An 18,314-nucleotide genomic window follows, 5' to 3' on the forward strand; every position below is an offset into this window, starting at 1 on the left:
GATTCTAGCAAAACTGGATATATTGTTGAATCATTGACATGATTATCAATTATGATTTTTACCAATTGTGAAGCTGAGATCCCCGACTTCTCTAAGAAGTCGGGGATCTGAAAATCATCAACCACCATCAACAGCGTACTGAATCAATAGAGATAGACGCTGACGCAGGGTTTCCAGTCCTAAACGCTGATTAGCAGAAATAAACACAGCTAAAGGAAACTCTTCCCTCGCTAATGCTAGTGTTTCACTACTAACCTGATCAATTTTATTAAAAGCCACTAACGCTGGTCCCGGTGTAATCGGCATTTGCGCCAGTATATCCCGAACTGAGCGAATATGACTCAACCAAGCAGGATGAGATAAATCTACCAAATGCAATAAAGCATCCGCTTCCGTTACCTCTTCCAATGTTGCCCGAAAAGCATCCATTAAAGATGCGGGTAACTCATGGATAAACCCTACAGTATCCGTCATCAAAGTTTCCTGGGGTGCGCCGGTTTCCGCATGAGGAAGCATTAACCGCCGTGTTGTCGGGTCAAGGGTGGCAAACAATTGGTCAGCAGTGTATACTTCTGCGTTAGTGAGGGCGTTGAGTAAAGTAGATTTACCAGCGTTGGTATAACCCACCAAAGCCACCGAAGGAACTTCTCGATGTTGTCGGCGTTGCCTTAATCTACAACGATGCGCTTGTAATTGATTAACTTCTTGTTGGAGTCGAGAAATGCGTTTTTGAATAGCTCGGCGTTCTGTTTCTAGTTTGGTTTCACCAGGTCCTCTTGTGCCAATACCACCTCCTAATCTGGACATGGATTGACCTCTCCCAGCGAGTCGTGGCATCATATACTCTAACTGTGCCAGTTCTACCTGTAATTTACCTGCACCAGATTGAGCGCGTTGGGCAAAAATATCTAAAATTACTTCGGTGCGGTCAACTACCCTAACACCAATTTGCGCTTCTAAATTGCGAACTTGGGAGGGTGAAAGATCACGATCAAATACTACCAAGTTAGCGCCCAGAGTTTGGGCTGTGAGAGCAGCTTCTTGGACTTTACCTTCACCAATCACTGTTTGGGGATGAATGCGCGATCGCTTTTGTTGTAATACCTGTAATACAGTACCACCAGCTGTATCCACTAAACGGGTCAATTCCACAATGATGTCCTGGAATTGTTGTGGATGAGTATTTTCCGTTAATACCCCAACAATTAGCACTCGATCATGATCAGCATCTACTTCTTGACCAACAAACTCCCGACTAAATTCCTCTTCTAAACCTTCCACTAAGTTGAGAAAATCCTGGTCGGCTAAAGCATCTAAACTCAGAGGCGGTGATACATAAGAATACATCACAGCATCGGAAATACTCATATCAGAAGATTGAGTCGTAACTAACTGTCTACTATTGGCTACCAGATGCGCTAAATAAGCTTCTTTCACATACCCAGTTGAACCACCACCCCGCTTTGTAAATCCTCCTCCAGTAATATTTAAAACTACTAAAGCATCCAATCTTTGTAAAGCCATTGCCGTTAAGGCGGCTTCATTTGGCGGTTCTGACTTCAGATTAGTGGATAAACAACGAATACCGCTGAGACGTTCTGCTCCGTAACGGGGCAGTTCTAGGGGCGGAATTTGAGTTTGACGCGGAGTACCGACACCAACCCGAATCACCTGTCCGCGACGATTAATGTAAGCACAAACAGGTTGATTTATTTCTGTACTAACTGCTGCCAAACGTTGAGCAAAATCAGTTGTAGTAATGCAATCACCTGATATCCGCTGGTGGTACAGTCGCTGGAGTTGTTTTAGCTGACTGGACTTCAAACCTTGAACATTGCCAAAGATAGTCTCTATAGGCGTTTATGACCAGTTACCTGGTTCCCCCTGAATCCTTACACTGTCTATTTTACAACAGGGAACAGGGAACAGGGAACAGGCAAGAGTTTTTTAATTCTTCATTTTGAATTTGTGAGTAGTTTTTATTTATAATGAGGGAAATTTCTAGACTCTCAGGCGATTATAGATTTATAATTAACGATTGTGAGTTTTTCAAAAAACATAAAAAGTAATGAACGCGCAAGAGATTATTCGCTCAATTGAAGCGGAACAGATGAAATCTGATTTACCCGACATCTATGTTGGTGACACAATCAAGGTCGGAGTCAAAATTCAGGAAGGCACTAAATTCCGTGTGCAACCCTACGAAGGTGTAGTCATAGCTAGACGCAATGGCGGCATCAACGAAACTATCACAGTCCGTAAAGTTTTCCAAGGTGTGGGTGTAGAACGAGTATTTTTGCTTCATTCTCCCCTGGTTGAAAGCATTAAAGTATTGCGTCGTGGTAAAGTTAGACGCGCTAAATTGTACTATCTCCGCAATCTAGTCGGCAAGGCAACCCGCATTAAACAAAGATTCGATCGCCCTTTGTGATTCTCAATGGTGAATTAATAGACAAAACCCAGTCTGCAAGCGGCATCCGCCGCTAACTTGCCAAAAGAAAAAAAATAAGTTACAATTAAAATTGAAATTGCGTTAGACTAGAAAAAGTTCAGCGCAATGACTGTAACAAGAAAAGCCTGTGCGCTCTTAGTTCAGTTGGTAGAACGCAGGTCTCCAAAACCTGATGTCGGGGGTTCAAGTCCTCCAGGGCGCGCTCAAAAAGAAAAATATTGCCCGAAGCAATAACGTCACTGCCGAAACAGCAGAAAACGTCAATTATTTCGGGTATAATTTTTTTAAAATGTAGCTTTCTTATTACTAAAATCATTGAGACCGAAGCTGTAAACCTTAAAAATCACAAGGTTAGGCTATTTAAGAAACGGGGGTATAACGACTGTGGCCAAAAAAAATGAAGCAGAAATGCCAGAAACCGAAAATGGGTTTAACTTAAACAATTTTTTCCAGGGTACAAAGGAAGAACTTGAGAAAGTGATTTGGCCCAGTCGGAAACAGTTGGTAAGTGAATCTGCCGCTGTACTATTAATGGTTACACTCTCCGCATCTTTGATATATCTGGTCGATGGATTGTTCGCTTGGGCAGCAAAACAGGTGTTCTGATGACTTCTGCAACAGACGAACCACGCAACTCCGAGTTGCAGCTAGAGGAAACACTCTTAACAGCGATGAAAGAAGCACGCTGGTACGCAGTGCAAGTAGCCTCTGGCTGTGAGAAACGGGTAAAGACAAATTTAGAGCAACGTATCCAAACTTTTGATGTCGCTGACAAAATCATCCAAGTGGAAATTCCCCACACCCCAACGGTGAAAATCCGTAAGGATGGTAAACGGCTACCTTCAGAAGAAAAAGTTTTCCCTGGTTATGTGCTAGTCCGAATGGTAATGAGTGATGATACATGGCAAGTGGTAAGAAACACATCTCATGTCATTAACTTTGTGGGTGCAGAGCAAAAGCGTGGTAGCGGTAGAGGTCGTGGTCACGTTAAGCCAGTTCCCCTGAATCCTTCGGAAGTTGAACGCATATTCAAACAAGCCTTGGAACAAGAGCCAGTAGTCAAAATTGATATGGCTTCAGGTGATAAGATAGTTGTGCTTTCGGGTCCCTTTAAGGATTTTGAAGGTGAGGTGATTGAAGTTTCCCCAGAACGGAGTAAACTAAAAGCTCTACTCTCGATCTTTGGAAGAGATACACCGGTAGAATTGGAATTTAATCAGGTTAAAAAACAGAGCTAAATACAAATGGCGAAGAAAGTAGTAGCGGTCATTAAGTTGGCCCTGAATGCTGGGAAAGCCAACCCAGCACCGCCAGTTGGTCCTGCGTTGGGTCAACATGGTGTTAACATCATGATGTTCTGCAAAGAGTACAATGCCAAAACAGCAGACCAAGCTGGGATGGTTATACCTGTAGAAATTTCTGTTTATGAAGATAGAAGTTTTACATTTGTCCTCAAAACTCCACCAGCATCAGTATTGATTCGCAAGGCAGCGAAGATTGAAAGAGGCTCAAATGAACCCAACAAAAAGAAAGTTGGTAGCATTAGCAGAACTCAATTACGGGAAATTGCTCAAACTAAACTTCCTGACCTTAATGCCAATGATATTGATGCAGCCATGAATATTGTGGAAGGAACTGCTAAAAACATGGGCGTAACAGTCACAGATTAGGTGACAGGGAACAGGTGACAGGTGACAGTAAATAAAAAATAACCACTGACAACTGACAACTGAACTAATAACAAAATCATATCGGGGGAGAAGCACGACTTCGAGATGACCCCAGGAGAAAAAAATGGCAAAAAAAGTATCACGCCGCTTACAGGCGTTGCTAGAAAAGGTAGAAGATAAGGATTATACACCCTTAGAAGCATTAGCTTTGTTAAAAGAAACGGCAACTGCTAAGTTTCCTGAAGCTGCTGAAGCTCATATCCGTTTAGGAATTGATCCTAAATATACAGACCAACAGTTGCGGACAACGGTGGCACTACCCAAGGGTACAGGACAGATTATCCGGGTAGCAGTTATCGCCAGAGGTGAAAAAGTCACAGAAGCAACTAACGCTGGTGCTGATATTGCTGGTTCTGAAGAACTGATTGAAGATATTCAGAAGGGCATGATGGACTTTGATAAGCTGATTGCTACGCCGGATGTGATGCCACAGGTAGCAAAGCTGGGTAAATTATTAGGTCCACGGGGTTTGATGCCTTCACCCAAGGGGGGAACAGTAACATTTGATGTTGCTAGTGCGATCGCTGAATTCAAAGCTGGTAAATTAGAATATCGGGCTGATCGGACTGGGATTGTCCATGTTATGTTTGGTAAGGCTGCTTTTTCACCTGAAGATTTATTAATCAACTTGAAGGCATTACAAGAGTCAATTGACCGTAACCGTCCTTCGGGCGCTAAGGGTCGTTATTGGCGGTCAGTTTATATATCCTCGACAATGGGTCCATCAATTGCTATTGACATTAGCGCCTTACGAGAGTTAAAAATAACTGACGCTGCATAATATTGGTAATGGGTAATTGGTAATTGGTAATAGATGAGTACAATCAGCAATGACCAACAACTAATCACTAATAACCAAAATTAAATAGATAAAGCCGGAGACAGCAGGTGCTAACAGCTTAATACCCTGCCGAGGTTGTAATTTTAACTATCTGAAGTTTGAACAGTAAAACTGTGACAACGACAGTATTAAAAATACCACTTTGAAACCCTGGCTAAGTTAGCTGGGGTTAATTGTTTTCGGTGAATCAGCAAAAAGGTAACAGGTGACAGGTAACAGGTAACAGGTGACAGGTGACAGGTGACAGGTAACAGGTAACAGGTGACAGGTGACAGGTAACAGGTGACAGGTGACAGAAAATAGAGTAAGAACTAAGAACTGACAACTGACAACTGACAACTAACAACTGACAACTGACAACTAACAACTGACAACTGACAACTAACAACTGACAACTGACAACTAACAACTGACCACTGACAACTGACATTGGAGGTGAGATAAGTATGGGAAGAACGTTAGAAAACAAGAAAGAGATAGTAGCTGATCTCAAGGAAAGCTTGAGTAAGTCAACTTTAGCACTGGTAATTGATTATCAGGGGCTAACGGTTGCTGAAATCACCGATTTGCGTCGGCAACTCCGTCCTAGTGGTGCTATTTGTAAGGTAACAAAAAACACCTTTATGGGCATTGCGATTCAGGATCAGGAACAATGGCAGCCAATGTCAGAATTACTGAATGGTTCTTCTGCATTCCTGTTAGTTAAAGAAGATTTATCTGCGATTAAAGCTTACCAAGCATTCCAAAAAGCCACCAAGAAAACAGAAATTCGTGGTGGTGTGATGGAAGGTCGTGTCCTGAGTGAAGCTGATGTTAAGGCTCTAGGAGACTTACCGTCTAAGGAACAACTCATGGCGCAAATTGCTGGAGCTATCAATGGTGTAGCTACCAAGCTGGCTGTTGGTATCAACGAAGTTCCCAGTTCCTTGGCTCGCGCTTTAAAAGCTGTTGCTGAAAAAGAAAATAGCGATAGTTCTGAAAGTGCTACCGAAAGTTAGTTGTAGTCAGTGAAAATTAACTACTGACCAATGACAACTAAATAACTAAAAACTCACAAATCAAACATTCTTTAGGAGTTATATCCATGTCTGCTGCAACCGAACAAATTTTAGAACAATTGAAATCTTTGACCTTATTAGAAGCTTCTGAATTGGTTAAGCAAATCGAAGAAGCTTTTGGTGTTAGTGCTGCTGCTACTGGTGGCGGTATGATGATGATGGCTGCTCCTGGTGCTGCTCCTGCTGAAGCAGTAGAAGAGAAGACTGAATTTGATGCAATTTTGGATTCTGTACCTGCTGATAAGAAGATTGCTGTCTTGAAAATCGTTCGTGAAATCACTGGTCTAGGTCTGAAAGAAGCTAAAGACTTGGTAGAAGCTGCTCCTAAAGCTATTAAGGAAGCTGTAGCTAAGGAAGCTGCTGAGGATATCAAGAAGCGGATTGAAGAAGCTGGTGGTAAGGTAACAGTTAAGTAATTGTTATTAGGTGATTGGTGATTGGTAATTGGGAAGAATTTTTTGCCCATTACCTGTTACCCATTACCCAATTATTATCCCTTCAAAACTGGCATTAAATATTGTGTGAGTGTAAAGGCATCCACTCCCAATTCTGTTCTTGTTTGTGCTGCTAAAATTCCGGCTTGGGAATGCCACCAAGCGGCAGTTGCGACTATATCTTCTATAAAAATTTCTTTATTCATAATTTGCGCTAATAGTCCACCTAATAAACCAGTTAATACATCACCACTGCCTCCACGAGCTAAGGCTGGGGTACTTTCGGGATTGATCCAAACACCACCTTGAGGATTAGATATGGCTGTTCTTGCCCCTTTTAATAGGACTACAGCGCCACTTTCCTGGGCTGCTGTTTGGATGGCTTTGATCCTGTTTGTGTGGTCAATGTTCGGAAATAATCGCTGAAATTCTCCGGTATGGGGTGTGAGAACGGTGGCTGATTTTCGCTGTTTTAGGGTGGGGATAGTGCCTATTTGTGCCAAAATATTGAGGGCATCGGCATCAAGAATTAGGGGACATTCACATTGAATTATTTCGGGAATAATAGATATATTGTCTTTGGTTAAACCGGGTCCGCAAGCGATCGCCGTAAATGAGTTTAAATTTATATTTTCTGGTAATTGTACACTAGCGATCGCTCCTGTTTCGGTTTCAGGACAACCAATAATTAAGGCTTCTGGTAACTGGGAAACTAACAACATTTTTAAGGATTCTGGGACAGCAATTGATAACATTCCTACACCAGAGGATCGCGCACCTAAACCTGTTAAAATTGCTCCACCGGCATAACGCCGAGAACCACAAATTAATAATAAATGTCCTTGTTTGTATTTGTGAGTAATTAGGGGACGGGGTAAAGGTAAGGTGGATAATGCTGTTGTTTGTGTAATCCGTTTGATTTTGGGAATGTCGCCGATCACAGCCTGAATATCTGCGAGGAGAATATCAAAATCAATTAATTCGGCTTTACCAATATAAGGTAATGCTTGTTCTTGTAATAAACCTTGTTTCCATAAACCCAAGCAAAATGTATGGGTTGCTTGAATTGCTGTTCCTAAAACTTCCCCTGTATCTGTATGTAAACCTGAAGGTATATCGATACTAATAATGGGTTGATTTTTGCTATTAAAATAATTAACTGCCGCAGCGATGGAATCAGTAATTTCTCTTTCTAAACCAAAACCAAATAAACCATCAATTAAAAAATCATAACTTGGTAATTGGGAAATTTCTTGATAACAGGGAATTTTTAAACTTTGTGTATATTGGAAATGTTGAGAAGTTAATTCTTTTAATTTAGACAAAGGTTTATAAATCCAAACTTGATAACCGCGAAAATGCAATTCACGCGCTACTACTAAGGCATCTCCTCCATTATGACCAGGACCAACTAAAATTCCTATACATTTTCCTGGGGAAATAATAGCCTGTAAGCGTTGGCAAATTAGTCCTCCTACTTTTTCCATTAAAGCAGCTACAGGCATTCCTGCTGTAAATATTCTGGCTTCAATTTCCCGCATTTGGGTTGCGGTAACAATAAATTGTTCTTTACTCATTGGTTGATTTTCTTTCTTCTTTCTTCTTGCTTCTTTCTTTCTCCTGACTCCTGACTCCTGTTATTATTTGCCATAATACACTCTAGCATTGCCGTAACCTGAATCCTTTAAATAGCTATTCCATAGTTCTGCTTCCAAGCGATCGCTAAATGGTCCTACAGCTATGTGTAATCCCAATGGCTGACTTCTCCTAAATACATTGATACTGATACTAACTTTTTGGCGAATTTCTGTACCCAAAGAACGTAACCTATTAGTATTACTGGGAATAACTACATAATATGAATTTCTGTTTTCTTGCTGATAATTTTGGGCATTAGATCCAGTATTACCATAAGGTGCTACTACGGATAATTCCGTATTATCAGAATTAACAATTTTTGCGCCAGGAATACCATTCAATTCCAATTCTTTTACTCGTCGTTGAGCATTAGCTTGTCCATTAAAAACGCCAGATTGGATAACTTCACGTCCCTTGTAATTGCGAATATAGGCATTAGTTTCAATTTGCCGAACTCGCTGTAAGACTTGAGGATTATTACTGTCAACATAAACAAAATATCGATCAAATCCTTGATTATATTGACTATATTGTACACCTTGAGATTGATATAATTTTACTGATGGTAACTGCGATAATGACTGCTGGTTGATGGATAGTTCCTGGAGATATGGAAGTGTTCCTTGGGCTAATATGGGAACATTATTAGGTATTTGAGCTTGAACTGAACTATATTCACATAGAAAGATCCAACTTCCACTTATCAGTAAAGAAAATATGGGTAAAGAGGCAAAACGACCGACTCTTAAAATAGGCATATTTGTTACCAGCTTTTGCAAAAGTTTTGAGTTTAATTCCAATGTGATAGAATAGTTGAAAGAATTATTAAACTTACGAGATTACTCATAAATTTATTGATTTTTAGTAGCCAATTGTGCCGTCAGGCATTATCGCTTCAAACAAATTTGCACTTGTGAGATTTGTCGTACTAATTTCTGCTCCGAGTAGATTTACCTTGGTTAAATTAGCATCGGTAAAGTCTGTCATAGCCAGACAAGCATATACTAATTCTGCTTCAGTTAGATCAGCTTCGCGGAGATTAGCTCGACTAAAATTAACTTTACTCAGTTTAGCAAAACTGAGGTTTGCTTGGTTCAGCTTGGCTTTAATTAGGATGGCCTCTGGCATGGTCGCACCTTGCAAGTTAGCACCTATTAATTCAGCTTCAGTCAAATTTGCTTTTGTCAGTCTAGCATTGGTCAGATTAGCACTATTTAAATGGGCGCCTTCTAGATTGGTCTCAGTTAAGGTGGTATTTTGTAAAATAGCTCCATTCAGGTTAGCTTCACTCAAGTCCACGCCCCGGAGCATAGCTTCACTTAAATTAGCGCCACTCAGATTCACTTTAGCTAAGTTTGCACCAGTTAAATTAGCACCGCGCAGGTCAGCTTGATGGAGGTTAGCGCCCAGGAGATTAGCAGAATAGGCTCTTCTTTCTTCTCGCAGGTTAGCACCACGGAGACAAGCGCCTGTGAGGTTAGCATTACTCAAATCGGCGCCGCGCAAATCAGCACCCATCAAGTTAGCATCCAGCATATATGCTAAGGTTAAATTAGCATTACGCAAATCAGCCCCCTGCAAAGTTGCACCATGCAGGTCAGCATCATGTAAGTTAGCATTTTGTAGCTGTGCTTGAGTTAGGTTGACACCACGAAGATTTGCACGAATTAGATTTGCATTATTGAGAAGAGCCTGATTTAGATAGCTAAAAGTTAGGATGGAGTTACACAAATTTGCCTGATTTAAATTTATACCAATTAAATCTGCATCAAATAGATTTATGTTATTTAAGTTGGCGTTGATAAATTTTGTTTCTCCTTTTTCATATCGGCTCAGAAGTTCTTTGGCATCCATAATAAATATCTCTCAATTATTTTGATAAATTTTCCAAAATCAGAAATAGTTTTCATTCTTTGTCATTAAAGATATCTCAAGCAGGTGGTATTGTAATTTGACAGGTATTGCTGTCATCATCATCATGTTCATAAAAATCATCAATTTGATTTTGTACAGGTTGATCATAAGGATTACCTGGTGGTCTGGGTTTTTCAGGGGAATACGTGTTCAGCGATTTGGGTGAATTGGGTACTGCTGGTATATCACTATATAAACTACGCACAACTCTGATGATTACACCAGATGCTTGATTATTTTTATCTGGGTCACCTAAAGAGATCACAGTATTCTTAATTTTAGATTCAAGTTCTCCAATGGTTAGACAAGAATCGAATAATTTCTGCAATAAACTATCAAGTTCTTCGGATCTTAGTTTTAACCAGTCCTGTTCATTAAAGGTAAATTTTCTATAAAGTGCGGAAAATAAAATTATTTTTACCCTTAATGGGTTGGTATATCTCATCAAATTTTGCCGCAAATCGAATTGATTATATTGAGATTTTTTTGAACTGCTTAGAGATGTGGTTGAGGGATTTGATAATGTTTTTTCAGGATGATGAAATATAGGAATATTTGGGTGAGATTGATTCAATATTATTCGTGTATCTTCCTTGGAATTAGCTTGATTCAATATTATTTCTGTATCTTCTTCTTGGTTGGGTTGCTTGAATACTATCCCTGTATCTTCTTCATTAGCTTGATTTAATATTATTCCTGTCTTTTCATTAGAGGTTGGATATAATTTTTGTACTTCTTTAATAATGATACTGGCAATTATGGAATATTGTTTTGGTTTACTAAGACTTTTAACAGCAATAGATAAATTTGCAGTTAAGTGATTTATTGTTGGATTTAAACTAGATAACTCTTGAATTAATTCTTCTAATTTAAATCTATCTAGGGTATCTTGATCATTTTCCCACTCATTTTTACAAGCGAAGAATATTAATTTCTTAATTCGTTTTGAGTTTTCATGCTGTTCTAAGAATCTCACTATTTCATCAAAACTAGATAGGGTCATGATCAGGATATCTCCAGTACAAGTATTCAATAGCAGGAATAGTACCGCAGGGCGGATGTCAAAAGTCAAAACGAAGACAGTATAGGCTTTTTAAGGATTGAGAATGGTTGGTTGATTTATCCCGTTTTGTAATAGTTATAAATTATAGCTGTACTAGCACACTGTTGGGTAGTAAAAATTTTGTATAAGTTTAAAGAAAGAGGTCAAGCACGAGTAGATAGGTACAAATGAAAGGGATTGGAAAATTGAGGATATCCAGATAATTGAAACTGTCACCGTTCGGAGTTCGGAGTTCGGAGTATGGCTAACGCCACGTTGCGCTATCAGGAGTTCAAGAGAAAGAAAGAAGAAAATTCCTTCCCTGTCACCTGTCCCCGTGGCGTAGCACCTGTCACCTCCCCTCACAGACAACTTTTTCAGCAAACCCTAAGTATGATTTTTAATCATGCAAGTGCTAGAGTATGATGATTAATTAACTCTACCACTACCGATAAAGTACAAAAGTGCCATCCGCACTGCCACACCGCTAGTTACCTGAGATTGAATTAAGCTAAATTCGGGGTCATCCATCAAATCAGAACTAATTTCTACACCCCGATTTACTGGACCTGGATGTAATACTTTAACGTTAGGTTGACAGAGTTTTAACTTAGGGCGAGTAATGCCAAATAGTTGATGATATTCTCGTAAACTAGGTAATAAATGGGCTGTCATCCGTTCTTTTTGTAGACGCAATGTCATTACAAAATCAGCATTTTCCAAGGCTGGTTCTAGTTGCCAATGGGTAAATAATCGGCTGGAGTTTTCTGTACATCCTAAATATTCTGCAAAGAATTTAGGCAATAATGTGGGAGGTGCAGCCAGGTGAACTTCGGCACCACTAGCGATGAGACTCCAAATATTAGAACGGGCTACGCGAGAATGTAAGATATCGCCAACAATAGCAATTTTTTTACCTTGTAATGATTCAATTTTAGGTTGTCCGGGGTCAATTAAACTACAAATTGTGAATAAATCTAGTAATCCCTGAGATGGATGTTCATGTTGTCCATCACCGGCATTGAGGACGCTAACTTTTACACCTAGACGATCCATTTCTTGAGCGATCGCTTGCGGAACTCCTGCATCCTTATGGCGGACTACCATAATATCAGTTCCCATTGCTAAATAGGTTTTTGCGGTGTCAAGAATTGTTTCGCCTTTGGTCATGGAAGATGTGGCTGCGGCAAAGTTGAGAGTATCGGCACTGAGTCTTTTGGCGGCAATTTCAAAACTACTGCGGGTGCGGGTAGAGGGTTCAAAAAATAAATTTGCTACTACCTGTCCTTGTAATGTGGGGACTTTCTTAGTCCGTCTTGATAGTACCTCTTGAAAGGAAGCCGCAGTTTGTAAAACGGCGTTATATTCAGCCGTTGTGAAGTCAGCAAGTGTGAGAATGTGATGACGATTCCAGGTAGTTGTAGGCATATAAGTAGAGGAGTCAGGAGTCAAGAGTCAGGAGTCAGGAAGAAGAAAGAAGGAGTCAGAAGTTAGTAGGGGCGGGGTTTCCCCGCCCAGGAGTCAGGAGTAAGAAAAGTCTCAAAATTGGGAAAGTGATGCACCTAATTCACCTTTCTAAACTGGAAACCCTTAATTTATTGAGGTTTTCGGTTTATCCAGCAGTTTCAAGATTGTAAGTGAAATACCTTTAAAGCGATAGAAATTATACTGAGGAAGGTTAAAAATCCGATGGTATCTAGCATTGTTGTCACTAAGGGACCACTCATTAAGGCGGGATCTAGTTTTAAATGCTTTAAACCCATTGGTAGCAAAGTCCCTAAAGTCACCGCCACCATTGTATTAGTAGCCATAACTGCCCCAGCGATTAAAGCTACCCATCTTTCTTGGGGTTTAGCCCAAATTAGGGAAAGGGCAACCATTGTCAGCCCTAAAGCTACGGCTGTTCCTAAGCCGGCTAAAAGTTCTTTACGGAGAATTTTGCTAGTGTCTTCGGGTGTTACCTCTCCTACACCTAAACCACGAATAGTGACAGTCAGGGCTTGTATACCTACAGTCCCCCCTGTGTTAGAAAATATGGGCATGATCACGGCAAGAACCGGTACAGCGGCGATGACTTGTTGAAAAGGAGCGATCGCACTGGCAGCACCAATATACAATCCCATAATCCCCAATAACCAAGGCAACCGTTTCCGAATGGTAATATGTGGGGGCGATAAGGCTTCTTCATCACCACTGACCCCTGCCAATTTTTGGATATCTTCTGTAGCTTCTTCTTCTAAAATATCTACGACATCATCAATCGTAATAATACCGACTAATCTATCTTCTCTATCAACCACAGGTATAGCGATTAGATCGTAGCGCTGCATGATGCGGGCGACTTCTTCCTGAGAGGTTTCTGTCCTAACTTTGACAACGTGGGCGCTGGCAATATCCTTAATTAAGACATCAGGAAAGGTAAATAATAGCTGCCGCAAAGAAACAACACTCACTAAGGTGCGATTATCATCAGTGACATAGGCATAGTAAATTGTTTCCTTGTCTTGATCTTGCAAGCGGATTTTACTGAGGGCTTCACCAACAGTTAAACCTCGTCGCAAGCGCACATATTCCGTTGTCATTACCCGTCCCGCAGTCCCTTCTGGATAGCCGAGAATTGTGGCTGTAGCTTGTCTTTGTTCGGGACTGAGTTGTTGTAATAAGCGTTTGACTACTCCCGCCGGCAGTTCATCAAATAAATATGCCCGTTCATCAGGACTCATTTCTTCAACGAGGTCTACTACCTGGGTATCGTGGAGGGAATTAATCAGGTCTTCCTGTACTTCTGTGGGTAAATACTCAAAGACATCTATGGCCTGATCTTTATTGAGTAATCGGAAGGCGATCGCCCTTTGTTTTTCAGGCAATTGAGTGATATACTCACCCACGTCTACTGGCTGCAAACAATTTAGGTCATATTTAAGCCGATTTAAGTCAGCAATATCTAAGGACTTGCGAATTTCCTGTGTAAGCATAATAGAAATCTCCTAAAGTCTCCCCCGCGCTGGGAAACTTTCTCGCCAGCTTAGAGGAGGATACTACTGCCATCTGTTGGACTTTTGTCCATAACCTCTCGTAAAATTGAATATCAACGTGAAAACTAAAAATAGCACCGCTAATTAAAGAGTTTAGCTCGGAATTCAATTTTCCGATACTGTGCGACATTTTAAGCTGAATTTGTCATATCCAGGACGACATAAAAAATATTACCCCTCTCCACAACTGGAAAGGGGTTAATTGTCACCACTGAAAACTCAATTCCAGCAATCCTTAATAAGCGTTTTGTAACTCGTAAAAATCAGGTGAGATATAATCCTTCCGTAAAGGCCAACCTACCCAATCTTCTGGCATCAAAATCCGCTTCAAGTTAGGATGACCTTCATAGACGATGCCATACATATCATAGCTTTCCCGTTCTTGCCAGTCTGCTGTTTTCCAAATCCAGTAAACTGAAGGCACAGAGGGATTCTCTCTAGGTAAAAACACTTTCACCCTAATTTCTTCAGGACGGTCAGCATTATCACTAACTTTAAGTAAATGATAAACACTTACCAATTCTTCTCCTGCACCTAAGTCAATCCCCCCCTGAAATTGGAGATAATTAAACCCATAGGCGTACAAAGCCGTAGAAATGGGAAGGAGAAAATTTGCAGGGACTTTAATTATTTCTACGCCGTTAGCGTCAAATTCTAGAAACTCATGGAAAAAGCCATTTGACCCTAACCATTGGGAAACTTTACCGGGTTGAACTAAAGCTGCTTCCGCTGGGGGAACTGGTTTCGATTCTTCTTCAGCCACGCGCTTGTTCCTCCTTCTGTGTCTTTGCTGTCAACAATCCTGGGGGTACAGCCATACCAATTGCTTCTGTTAATTCTTTGGGCGGATTAAAGCGAGTATCTGACTGCATATACTTACCAGTTAGGATTTCGGGAACTGGCTTCATATTATGAGTTGTGCTGTAGTAACGGTGGACTTGCTTGATATTATCCCGTTCCTGCATGGACTCATTGGCAATTTTTTTCCGCAGTTTAATAATTGCGTCAATAATCGCTTCTGGACGAGGAGGACAACCAGGTAAATATACATCTACGGGAATTAGTTTATCAACTCCGCGTACTGCTGTCGGGGAGTCAACGCTAAACATTCCCCCGGTAATTGTACAAGCACCCATAGCAATTACATATTTGGGTTCGGGCATTTGTTCATAAAGACGCACCAGTTGGGGAGCCATCTTCATGGTAATTGTTCCCGCAGTGATGATTAAATCGGCTTGGCGGGGGCTGCAACGGGGAATTAACCCAAAACGGTCAAAGTCGAAGCGCGAGCCGATTAATGCCGCAAATTCAATGAAGCAGCAAGCTGTACCAAACAGTAAAGGCCACAAACTAGAAAGCCGCGCCCAGTTGTAAAGGTCATCAACGGTGGTTAAAATGACGTTTTCTGACAGTTCATGGGTGACTGTCGGCCGTTGGATGGGGTTGATGATTTGTTCTGTGTCCTGGGTGATGATATTAGAATTTAAGACCATTCCAAAGCTCCTTTCCGCCATGCGTAAACTAAGGCGATGATAAGAATCGAAATAAAGACTAGGGCTTCGATAAATGCCAATAAACCCAATCGGTTAAATGCAACTGCCCAAGGATACAAAAATACTGTTTCTACGTCGAAAACAACGAAGACCAGAGCAAACATATAGTAGCGAATGTTGAACTGAATCCAAGCCCCGCCAGTAGGTTCTAGTCCGCATTCGTAAGTAGTGCGTCTTTCTAGACTGTTACCACTGGGTCTAAGAATTTTTGAGGCTGACAGTGCTAGGACTGGTACTAGGCTACACAGGATGAAAAAGCCTAGAAGGTACTCGTAACCGCTAAGAACAAACACAATGTTTTTCTACCGCTAATGGTGTAAGGGAATAAGCTATCAGTTATCAGTTTTATGACTTGATAGGTGGCAACTAACAACTGTTCAGTGAAATATCTGGATGATGTTCTTTTACATTATATCTTTTAGGGTTTTCTGAAATCTGGGCAACAGAGAAGATCCTTGTATTTGAATCCTTTTGATTAGTGATAGAAAAGTCCAGCAATTATGTCATAATTTGTAACGTATATTTAATAATTCCTCTGAAGCGAGACTAAAAGCCATGAGTGAACAAGCTGAACAAGCTATGGAAACTCCAGTGTTAGACCGCTATGAGTGTCGCTCTTGCGGTTATGTTTATGAACCTGAGAAGGGAGACGATAAAAGTGATGTTCCCCCCGGAACACTTTTTGCGGAACTGCCGACAAATTGGCGTTGTCCGGTTTGTATAGCCAAGAAAACTGCTTTTGCGAATATTGGACCGGCGGGTACTGCCTCTGGGTTTAAGGAGAATTTGGGTTACGGTTTAGGTGGTAATACGCTGACACCAACTCAAAAGAACATTTTGATTTTTGGGGCTTTGGCTCTGGGATTCTTGTTTTTCATTAGCCTTTACGGACTACAGTAGCAACCGCTATCTTTGTTTACGAGCAATAGGGAACAGGGAAAAGGGAACAGGGAAGAGAAAAAACTTCTCTTTGCAGGGAATTCGACAAAAATCTACCAAATTTAGGAAAACCTCAGTAATACTGATGCACTCAATTGTAAAAAAGTGGCAAAAGTTTGTTGCCGCATTAATAGTAGTTATCGCTTGTATTGGGTGTAGTGGTGTTTCTTCTCTTAGCTACAATCCCTGGCAAGTGATTAATGTTCCCACGGATGCGAAGTTGCTAGATATTGCCTTTACGGGTAATTCTCAACATGGTTATTTGGTGGGTGGTAATGCCACTCTCTTGGAAACTAATGATGGTGGTGAGAATTGGCAACCGCTAAAATTAGAGTTGGATGATCCTCGATATCGGTTTAACTCTGTGAGTTTTTCTGGTCAGGAAGGTTGGATTGGGGGAGAACCTTCTCTACTGCTGCATACGACTGATGAGGGTAAGTCTTGGTCACGGATTGCTTTAAGCGAAAAGTTACCGGGTAATCCAATTGCTGTGACGGCAACAGGGGAAAAGGCGGCGGAAATGGCCACTGATGTGGGGGCTATTTATCAAACTACAGATGGTGGTCAAAACTGGAAAGCCAGTTTGGAGGCGGCTGTTGGTGTGGTGCGAAATTTGGAGCGATCGCCTGATGGCAAGTATATCGCCGTTTCTGCTAAAGGCAGTTTTTACTCTACTTGGGAACCAGGCCAAAATGCTTGGCAACCCCATAACCGCAATAGTTCCCGTCGTTTGGAAAATATGGGTTTTACTAAGGATGGACAAATGTGGTTGTTAGCACGGGGTGGCCAAGTACAATTTAGTGATCCGACAAAACCGGAAGAGTGGTTAGAGGTACAATATCCAGAGTTGTCCACTAGTTGGGGTTTGCTGGATTTAGCCTACCGCACACCTGAAGAAATTTGGGTAGGTGGTGGTAGCGGTAATTTACTCCGCAGCACTGATGGTGGTAAAACTTGGGAAAAAGACCGTGATGTAGAAACAGTTGCAGCTAACCTTTACAAAATTGTGTTTTTTAACGCCGATCAAGGCTTTGTCATTGGCGATCGCGGTGTTTTGCTCAAATATAACCCCAAACCAGAGGCAACAGCGGCCCCAGCGGCGTAATTACACCCCACTAGTACAACACAGCGTCAAAAAAATAGTCATTCTCAATTGACTTTTGACTTCCGCGAAGCGGTACTGTGGATGTATTCCCCAGAAGAAAGTTGTAAATTGTAACTCTGTCTAAACTTTGTAGGATAATAAACTCAATAATAGTTTTTGATAAGGGAGTGAAATAAATGGCAGGTACCACTGGAGAACGTCCGTTTTCTGACATTGTTACCAGTATTCGTTACTGGGTAATTCACAGCATCACCATTCCTGCATTGTTTGTTGCCGGTTGGTTATTTGTCAGCACTGGTCTAGCTTATGATGTATTTGGTACACCCCGTCCTAATGAGTATTTTACTCAAGTCCGTCAAGAAGTGCCAATTGTCAGCAATCGTTTTGAAGCAAAAAAACAAGTAGAAACCTTTATTGGAAAATAATTTGAGATCATGACTAGCGGTAATAACATCAATCAACCAGTTACCTATCCTATTTTTACAGTCAGATGGATCGCGGTGCATACCTTAGCTGTCCCTACTGTATTCTTTTTGGGCGCGATCGCCTCAATGCAGTTTATTCAACGCTAGG

General features: G+C 41.1%; 22 protein-coding genes, 1 tRNA gene and 1 other annotated feature. Of the genes, 13 read left to right on the forward strand and 10 right to left on the reverse strand.

Annotation, left to right across the window (positions count from 1 at the left end):
• Positions 1-117: 117 nt before the first annotated feature.
• Positions 118-1,854 (reverse strand): GTPase HflX, encoded by a 1,737-nt coding sequence (gene hflX / locus IQ226_RS02100; RefSeq protein WP_193891626.1) that lies wholly within the window; start codon positions 1,852-1,854, stop codon positions 118-120.
• A 214-nt stretch (positions 1,855-2,068) separates the two neighbouring features.
• Between hflX and rplS the strand changes: the two genes are divergently transcribed.
• The 8 genes from rplS to rplL all read left to right on the forward strand — a co-directional run bounded on the left by rplS (position 2,069) and on the right by rplL (position 6,497).
• On the forward strand, positions 2,069-2,431 hold the full coding sequence (gene rplS / locus IQ226_RS02105) for a 50S ribosomal protein L19 (RefSeq protein WP_193891502.1): 363 nt from the start codon (positions 2,069-2,071) through the stop codon (positions 2,429-2,431).
• Between the two features lie 150 nt (positions 2,432-2,581).
• Positions 2,582-2,654, forward strand: a tRNA-Trp gene (locus IQ226_RS02110).
• A 182-nt stretch (positions 2,655-2,836) separates the two neighbouring features.
• The gene (secE, locus tag IQ226_RS02115) at positions 2,837-3,058 is read left to right on the forward strand and encodes a preprotein translocase subunit SecE (RefSeq protein ID WP_015078220.1); all 222 of its coding nucleotides are present in this window, start codon (positions 2,837-2,839) and stop codon (positions 3,056-3,058) included.
• Positions 3,058-3,690, forward strand: a complete 633-nt coding sequence (nusG, locus tag IQ226_RS02120; RefSeq protein WP_027404879.1) for a transcription termination/antitermination protein NusG — start codon at positions 3,058-3,060, stop codon at positions 3,688-3,690. Before secE ends, nusG begins: the two co-directional genes overlap by 1 nt.
• 6 nt (positions 3,691-3,696) lie before the next feature.
• Complete coding sequence (gene rplK / locus IQ226_RS02125) at positions 3,697-4,122, forward strand: 50S ribosomal protein L11 (protein ID WP_027404878.1); 426 nt, start codon at positions 3,697-3,699, stop codon at positions 4,120-4,122.
• A gap of 124 nt (positions 4,123-4,246) precedes the next feature.
• The gene (rplA, locus tag IQ226_RS02130; protein ID WP_193891504.1) at positions 4,247-4,963 is read left to right on the forward strand and encodes a 50S ribosomal protein L1; all 717 of its coding nucleotides are present in this window, start codon (positions 4,247-4,249) and stop codon (positions 4,961-4,963) included.
• Positions 4,964-5,039: 76 nt separating this feature from the next.
• Positions 5,040-5,207: a sequence feature (ribosomal protein L10 leader region), on the forward strand.
• Positions 5,208-5,469: 262 nt separating this feature from the next.
• Entirely contained in the window at positions 5,470-6,021 is a 552-nt protein-coding gene (gene rplJ / locus IQ226_RS02135) for a 50S ribosomal protein L10 (protein WP_193891506.1), read from the forward strand.
• Positions 6,022-6,107: 86 nt separating this feature from the next.
• Positions 6,108-6,497, forward strand: a complete 390-nt coding sequence (gene rplL, locus IQ226_RS02140; RefSeq protein ID WP_193891509.1) for a 50S ribosomal protein L7/L12 — start codon at positions 6,108-6,110, stop codon at positions 6,495-6,497.
• Positions 6,498-6,571: 74 nt separating this feature from the next.
• Here rplL and IQ226_RS02145 read toward each other — a convergent pair whose 3' ends face one another.
• The 4 genes from IQ226_RS02145 to IQ226_RS02160 form a co-directional block, all read right to left on the reverse strand.
• Entirely contained in the window at positions 6,572-8,092 is a 1,521-nt protein-coding gene (locus IQ226_RS02145; protein ID WP_193891512.1) for an NAD(P)H-hydrate dehydratase, read from the reverse strand.
• 63 nt (positions 8,093-8,155) lie between these two features.
• Positions 8,156-8,911 (reverse strand): hypothetical protein, encoded by a 756-nt coding sequence (locus IQ226_RS02150; RefSeq protein ID WP_193891515.1) that lies wholly within the window; start codon positions 8,909-8,911, stop codon positions 8,156-8,158.
• Between the two features lie 103 nt (positions 8,912-9,014).
• A complete protein-coding gene (locus IQ226_RS02155; RefSeq protein WP_193891519.1) occupies positions 9,015-10,007 on the reverse strand; it encodes a pentapeptide repeat-containing protein in 993 nt (330 codons plus the stop codon).
• Between the two features lie 76 nt (positions 10,008-10,083).
• Positions 10,084-11,070 carry a hypothetical protein gene (locus IQ226_RS02160; RefSeq protein WP_193891523.1) on the reverse strand — a complete coding sequence of 329 codons (987 nt, stop codon included), beginning with the start codon at positions 11,068-11,070 and terminating at the stop codon, positions 10,084-10,086.
• Positions 11,071-11,370: 300 nt separating this feature from the next.
• Between IQ226_RS02160 and IQ226_RS02165 the strand changes: the two genes are divergently transcribed.
• A complete protein-coding gene (locus IQ226_RS02165; protein ID WP_193891526.1) occupies positions 11,371-11,535 on the forward strand; it encodes a hypothetical protein in 165 nt (54 codons plus the stop codon).
• 3 nt (positions 11,536-11,538) lie between these two features.
• On the opposite strand, the gene IQ226_RS02170 is transcribed toward IQ226_RS02165, so the two are convergent.
• The 5 genes from IQ226_RS02170 to IQ226_RS02190 all read right to left on the reverse strand — a co-directional run bounded on the left by IQ226_RS02170 (position 11,539) and on the right by IQ226_RS02190 (position 15,990).
• Positions 11,539-12,537: an aspartate carbamoyltransferase catalytic subunit gene (locus IQ226_RS02170; RefSeq protein WP_193891529.1), complete on the reverse strand. Its 999-nt coding sequence runs from the start codon at positions 12,535-12,537 to the stop codon at positions 11,539-11,541.
• Between the two features lie 197 nt (positions 12,538-12,734).
• Positions 12,735-14,084, reverse strand: coding sequence for a magnesium transporter (gene mgtE, locus IQ226_RS02175; RefSeq protein ID WP_193891531.1), 1,350 nt, complete (start codon positions 14,082-14,084; stop codon positions 12,735-12,737).
• 295 nt (positions 14,085-14,379) lie between these two features.
• Positions 14,380-14,907: an NAD(P)H-quinone oxidoreductase subunit J gene (locus IQ226_RS02180; RefSeq protein ID WP_193891533.1), complete on the reverse strand. Its 528-nt coding sequence runs from the start codon at positions 14,905-14,907 to the stop codon at positions 14,380-14,382.
• Positions 14,900-15,637 carry an NADH dehydrogenase subunit K gene (locus IQ226_RS02185; protein WP_193891535.1) on the reverse strand — a complete coding sequence of 246 codons (738 nt, stop codon included), beginning with the start codon at positions 15,635-15,637 and terminating at the stop codon, positions 14,900-14,902. Before IQ226_RS02185 ends, IQ226_RS02180 begins: the two co-directional genes overlap by 8 nt.
• Entirely contained in the window at positions 15,628-15,990 is a 363-nt protein-coding gene (locus IQ226_RS02190; protein ID WP_027404721.1) for an NAD(P)H-quinone oxidoreductase subunit 3, read from the reverse strand. Before IQ226_RS02190 ends, IQ226_RS02185 begins: the two co-directional genes overlap by 10 nt.
• 262 nt (positions 15,991-16,252) lie before the next feature.
• On the opposite strand from IQ226_RS02190, the gene IQ226_RS02195 reads away from it, so the two are divergent.
• The 4 genes from IQ226_RS02195 to psbF all read left to right on the forward strand — a co-directional run bounded on the left by IQ226_RS02195 (position 16,253) and on the right by psbF (position 18,313).
• On the forward strand, positions 16,253-16,597 hold the full coding sequence (locus tag IQ226_RS02195) for a rubredoxin (protein ID WP_168466460.1): 345 nt from the start codon (positions 16,253-16,255) through the stop codon (positions 16,595-16,597).
• A 124-nt stretch (positions 16,598-16,721) separates the two neighbouring features.
• Positions 16,722-17,741: a photosynthesis system II assembly factor Ycf48 gene (locus IQ226_RS02200; protein ID WP_193891537.1), complete on the forward strand. Its 1,020-nt coding sequence runs from the start codon at positions 16,722-16,724 to the stop codon at positions 17,739-17,741.
• Positions 17,742-17,917: 176 nt separating this feature from the next.
• Positions 17,918-18,166, forward strand: a complete 249-nt coding sequence (gene psbE, locus IQ226_RS02205) for a cytochrome b559 subunit alpha (RefSeq protein ID WP_015081483.1) — start codon at positions 17,918-17,920, stop codon at positions 18,164-18,166.
• A gap of 9 nt (positions 18,167-18,175) precedes the next feature.
• Positions 18,176-18,313 carry a cytochrome b559 subunit beta gene (psbF, locus tag IQ226_RS02210; protein ID WP_010997987.1) on the forward strand — a complete coding sequence of 46 codons (138 nt, stop codon included), beginning with the start codon at positions 18,176-18,178 and terminating at the stop codon, positions 18,311-18,313.
• The last annotated feature ends 1 nt before the right edge of the window (position 18,314 follow it).

The sequence above is a fragment of the Dolichospermum sp. LEGE 00240 genome (assembly GCF_015207875.1).
Taxonomy (GTDB): domain Bacteria; phylum Cyanobacteriota; class Cyanobacteriia; order Cyanobacteriales; family Nostocaceae; genus Dolichospermum; species Dolichospermum gracile.

Excerpts from the sequence above, each read along its gene's own strand:
- rplS (WP_193891502.1), top strand. The coding sequence starts at position 2,069 with ATGAACGCGCAAGAGATTATTCGCTCAATTGAAGCGGAACAGATGAAA.
- nusG (WP_027404879.1), top strand. The coding sequence starts at position 3,058 with ATGACTTCTGCAACAGACGAACCACGCAACTCCGAGTTGCAGCTAGAG.
- rplK (WP_027404878.1), top strand. The coding sequence starts at position 3,697 with ATGGCGAAGAAAGTAGTAGCGGTCATTAAGTTGGCCCTGAATGCTGGG.
- rplA (WP_193891504.1), top strand. The coding sequence starts at position 4,247 with ATGGCAAAAAAAGTATCACGCCGCTTACAGGCGTTGCTAGAAAAGGTA.
- rplJ (WP_193891506.1), top strand. The coding sequence starts at position 5,470 with ATGGGAAGAACGTTAGAAAACAAGAAAGAGATAGTAGCTGATCTCAAG.
- rplL (WP_193891509.1), top strand. The coding sequence starts at position 6,108 with ATGTCTGCTGCAACCGAACAAATTTTAGAACAATTGAAATCTTTGACC.
- IQ226_RS02145 (WP_193891512.1), bottom strand. The coding sequence starts at position 8,092 with ATGAGTAAAGAACAATTTATTGTTACCGCAACCCAAATGCGGGAAATT.
- IQ226_RS02150 (WP_193891515.1), bottom strand. The coding sequence starts at position 8,911 with ATGCCTATTTTAAGAGTCGGTCGTTTTGCCTCTTTACCCATATTTTCT.
- IQ226_RS02155 (WP_193891519.1), bottom strand. The coding sequence starts at position 10,007 with ATGGATGCCAAAGAACTTCTGAGCCGATATGAAAAAGGAGAAACAAAA.
- IQ226_RS02160 (WP_193891523.1), bottom strand. The coding sequence starts at position 11,070 with ATGACCCTATCTAGTTTTGATGAAATAGTGAGATTCTTAGAACAGCAT.
- IQ226_RS02165 (WP_193891526.1), top strand. The coding sequence starts at position 11,371 with ATGGCTAACGCCACGTTGCGCTATCAGGAGTTCAAGAGAAAGAAAGAA.
- IQ226_RS02170 (WP_193891529.1), bottom strand. The coding sequence starts at position 12,537 with ATGCCTACAACTACCTGGAATCGTCATCACATTCTCACACTTGCTGAC.
- mgtE (WP_193891531.1), bottom strand. The coding sequence starts at position 14,084 with ATGCTTACACAGGAAATTCGCAAGTCCTTAGATATTGCTGACTTAAAT.
- IQ226_RS02185 (WP_193891535.1), bottom strand. The coding sequence starts at position 15,637 with ATGGTCTTAAATTCTAATATCATCACCCAGGACACAGAACAAATCATC.
- IQ226_RS02195 (WP_168466460.1), top strand. The coding sequence starts at position 16,253 with ATGAGTGAACAAGCTGAACAAGCTATGGAAACTCCAGTGTTAGACCGC.
- IQ226_RS02200 (WP_193891537.1), top strand. The coding sequence starts at position 16,722 with ATGCACTCAATTGTAAAAAAGTGGCAAAAGTTTGTTGCCGCATTAATA.
- psbE (WP_015081483.1), top strand. The coding sequence starts at position 17,918 with ATGGCAGGTACCACTGGAGAACGTCCGTTTTCTGACATTGTTACCAGT.
- psbF (WP_010997987.1), top strand. The coding sequence starts at position 18,176 with ATGACTAGCGGTAATAACATCAATCAACCAGTTACCTATCCTATTTTT.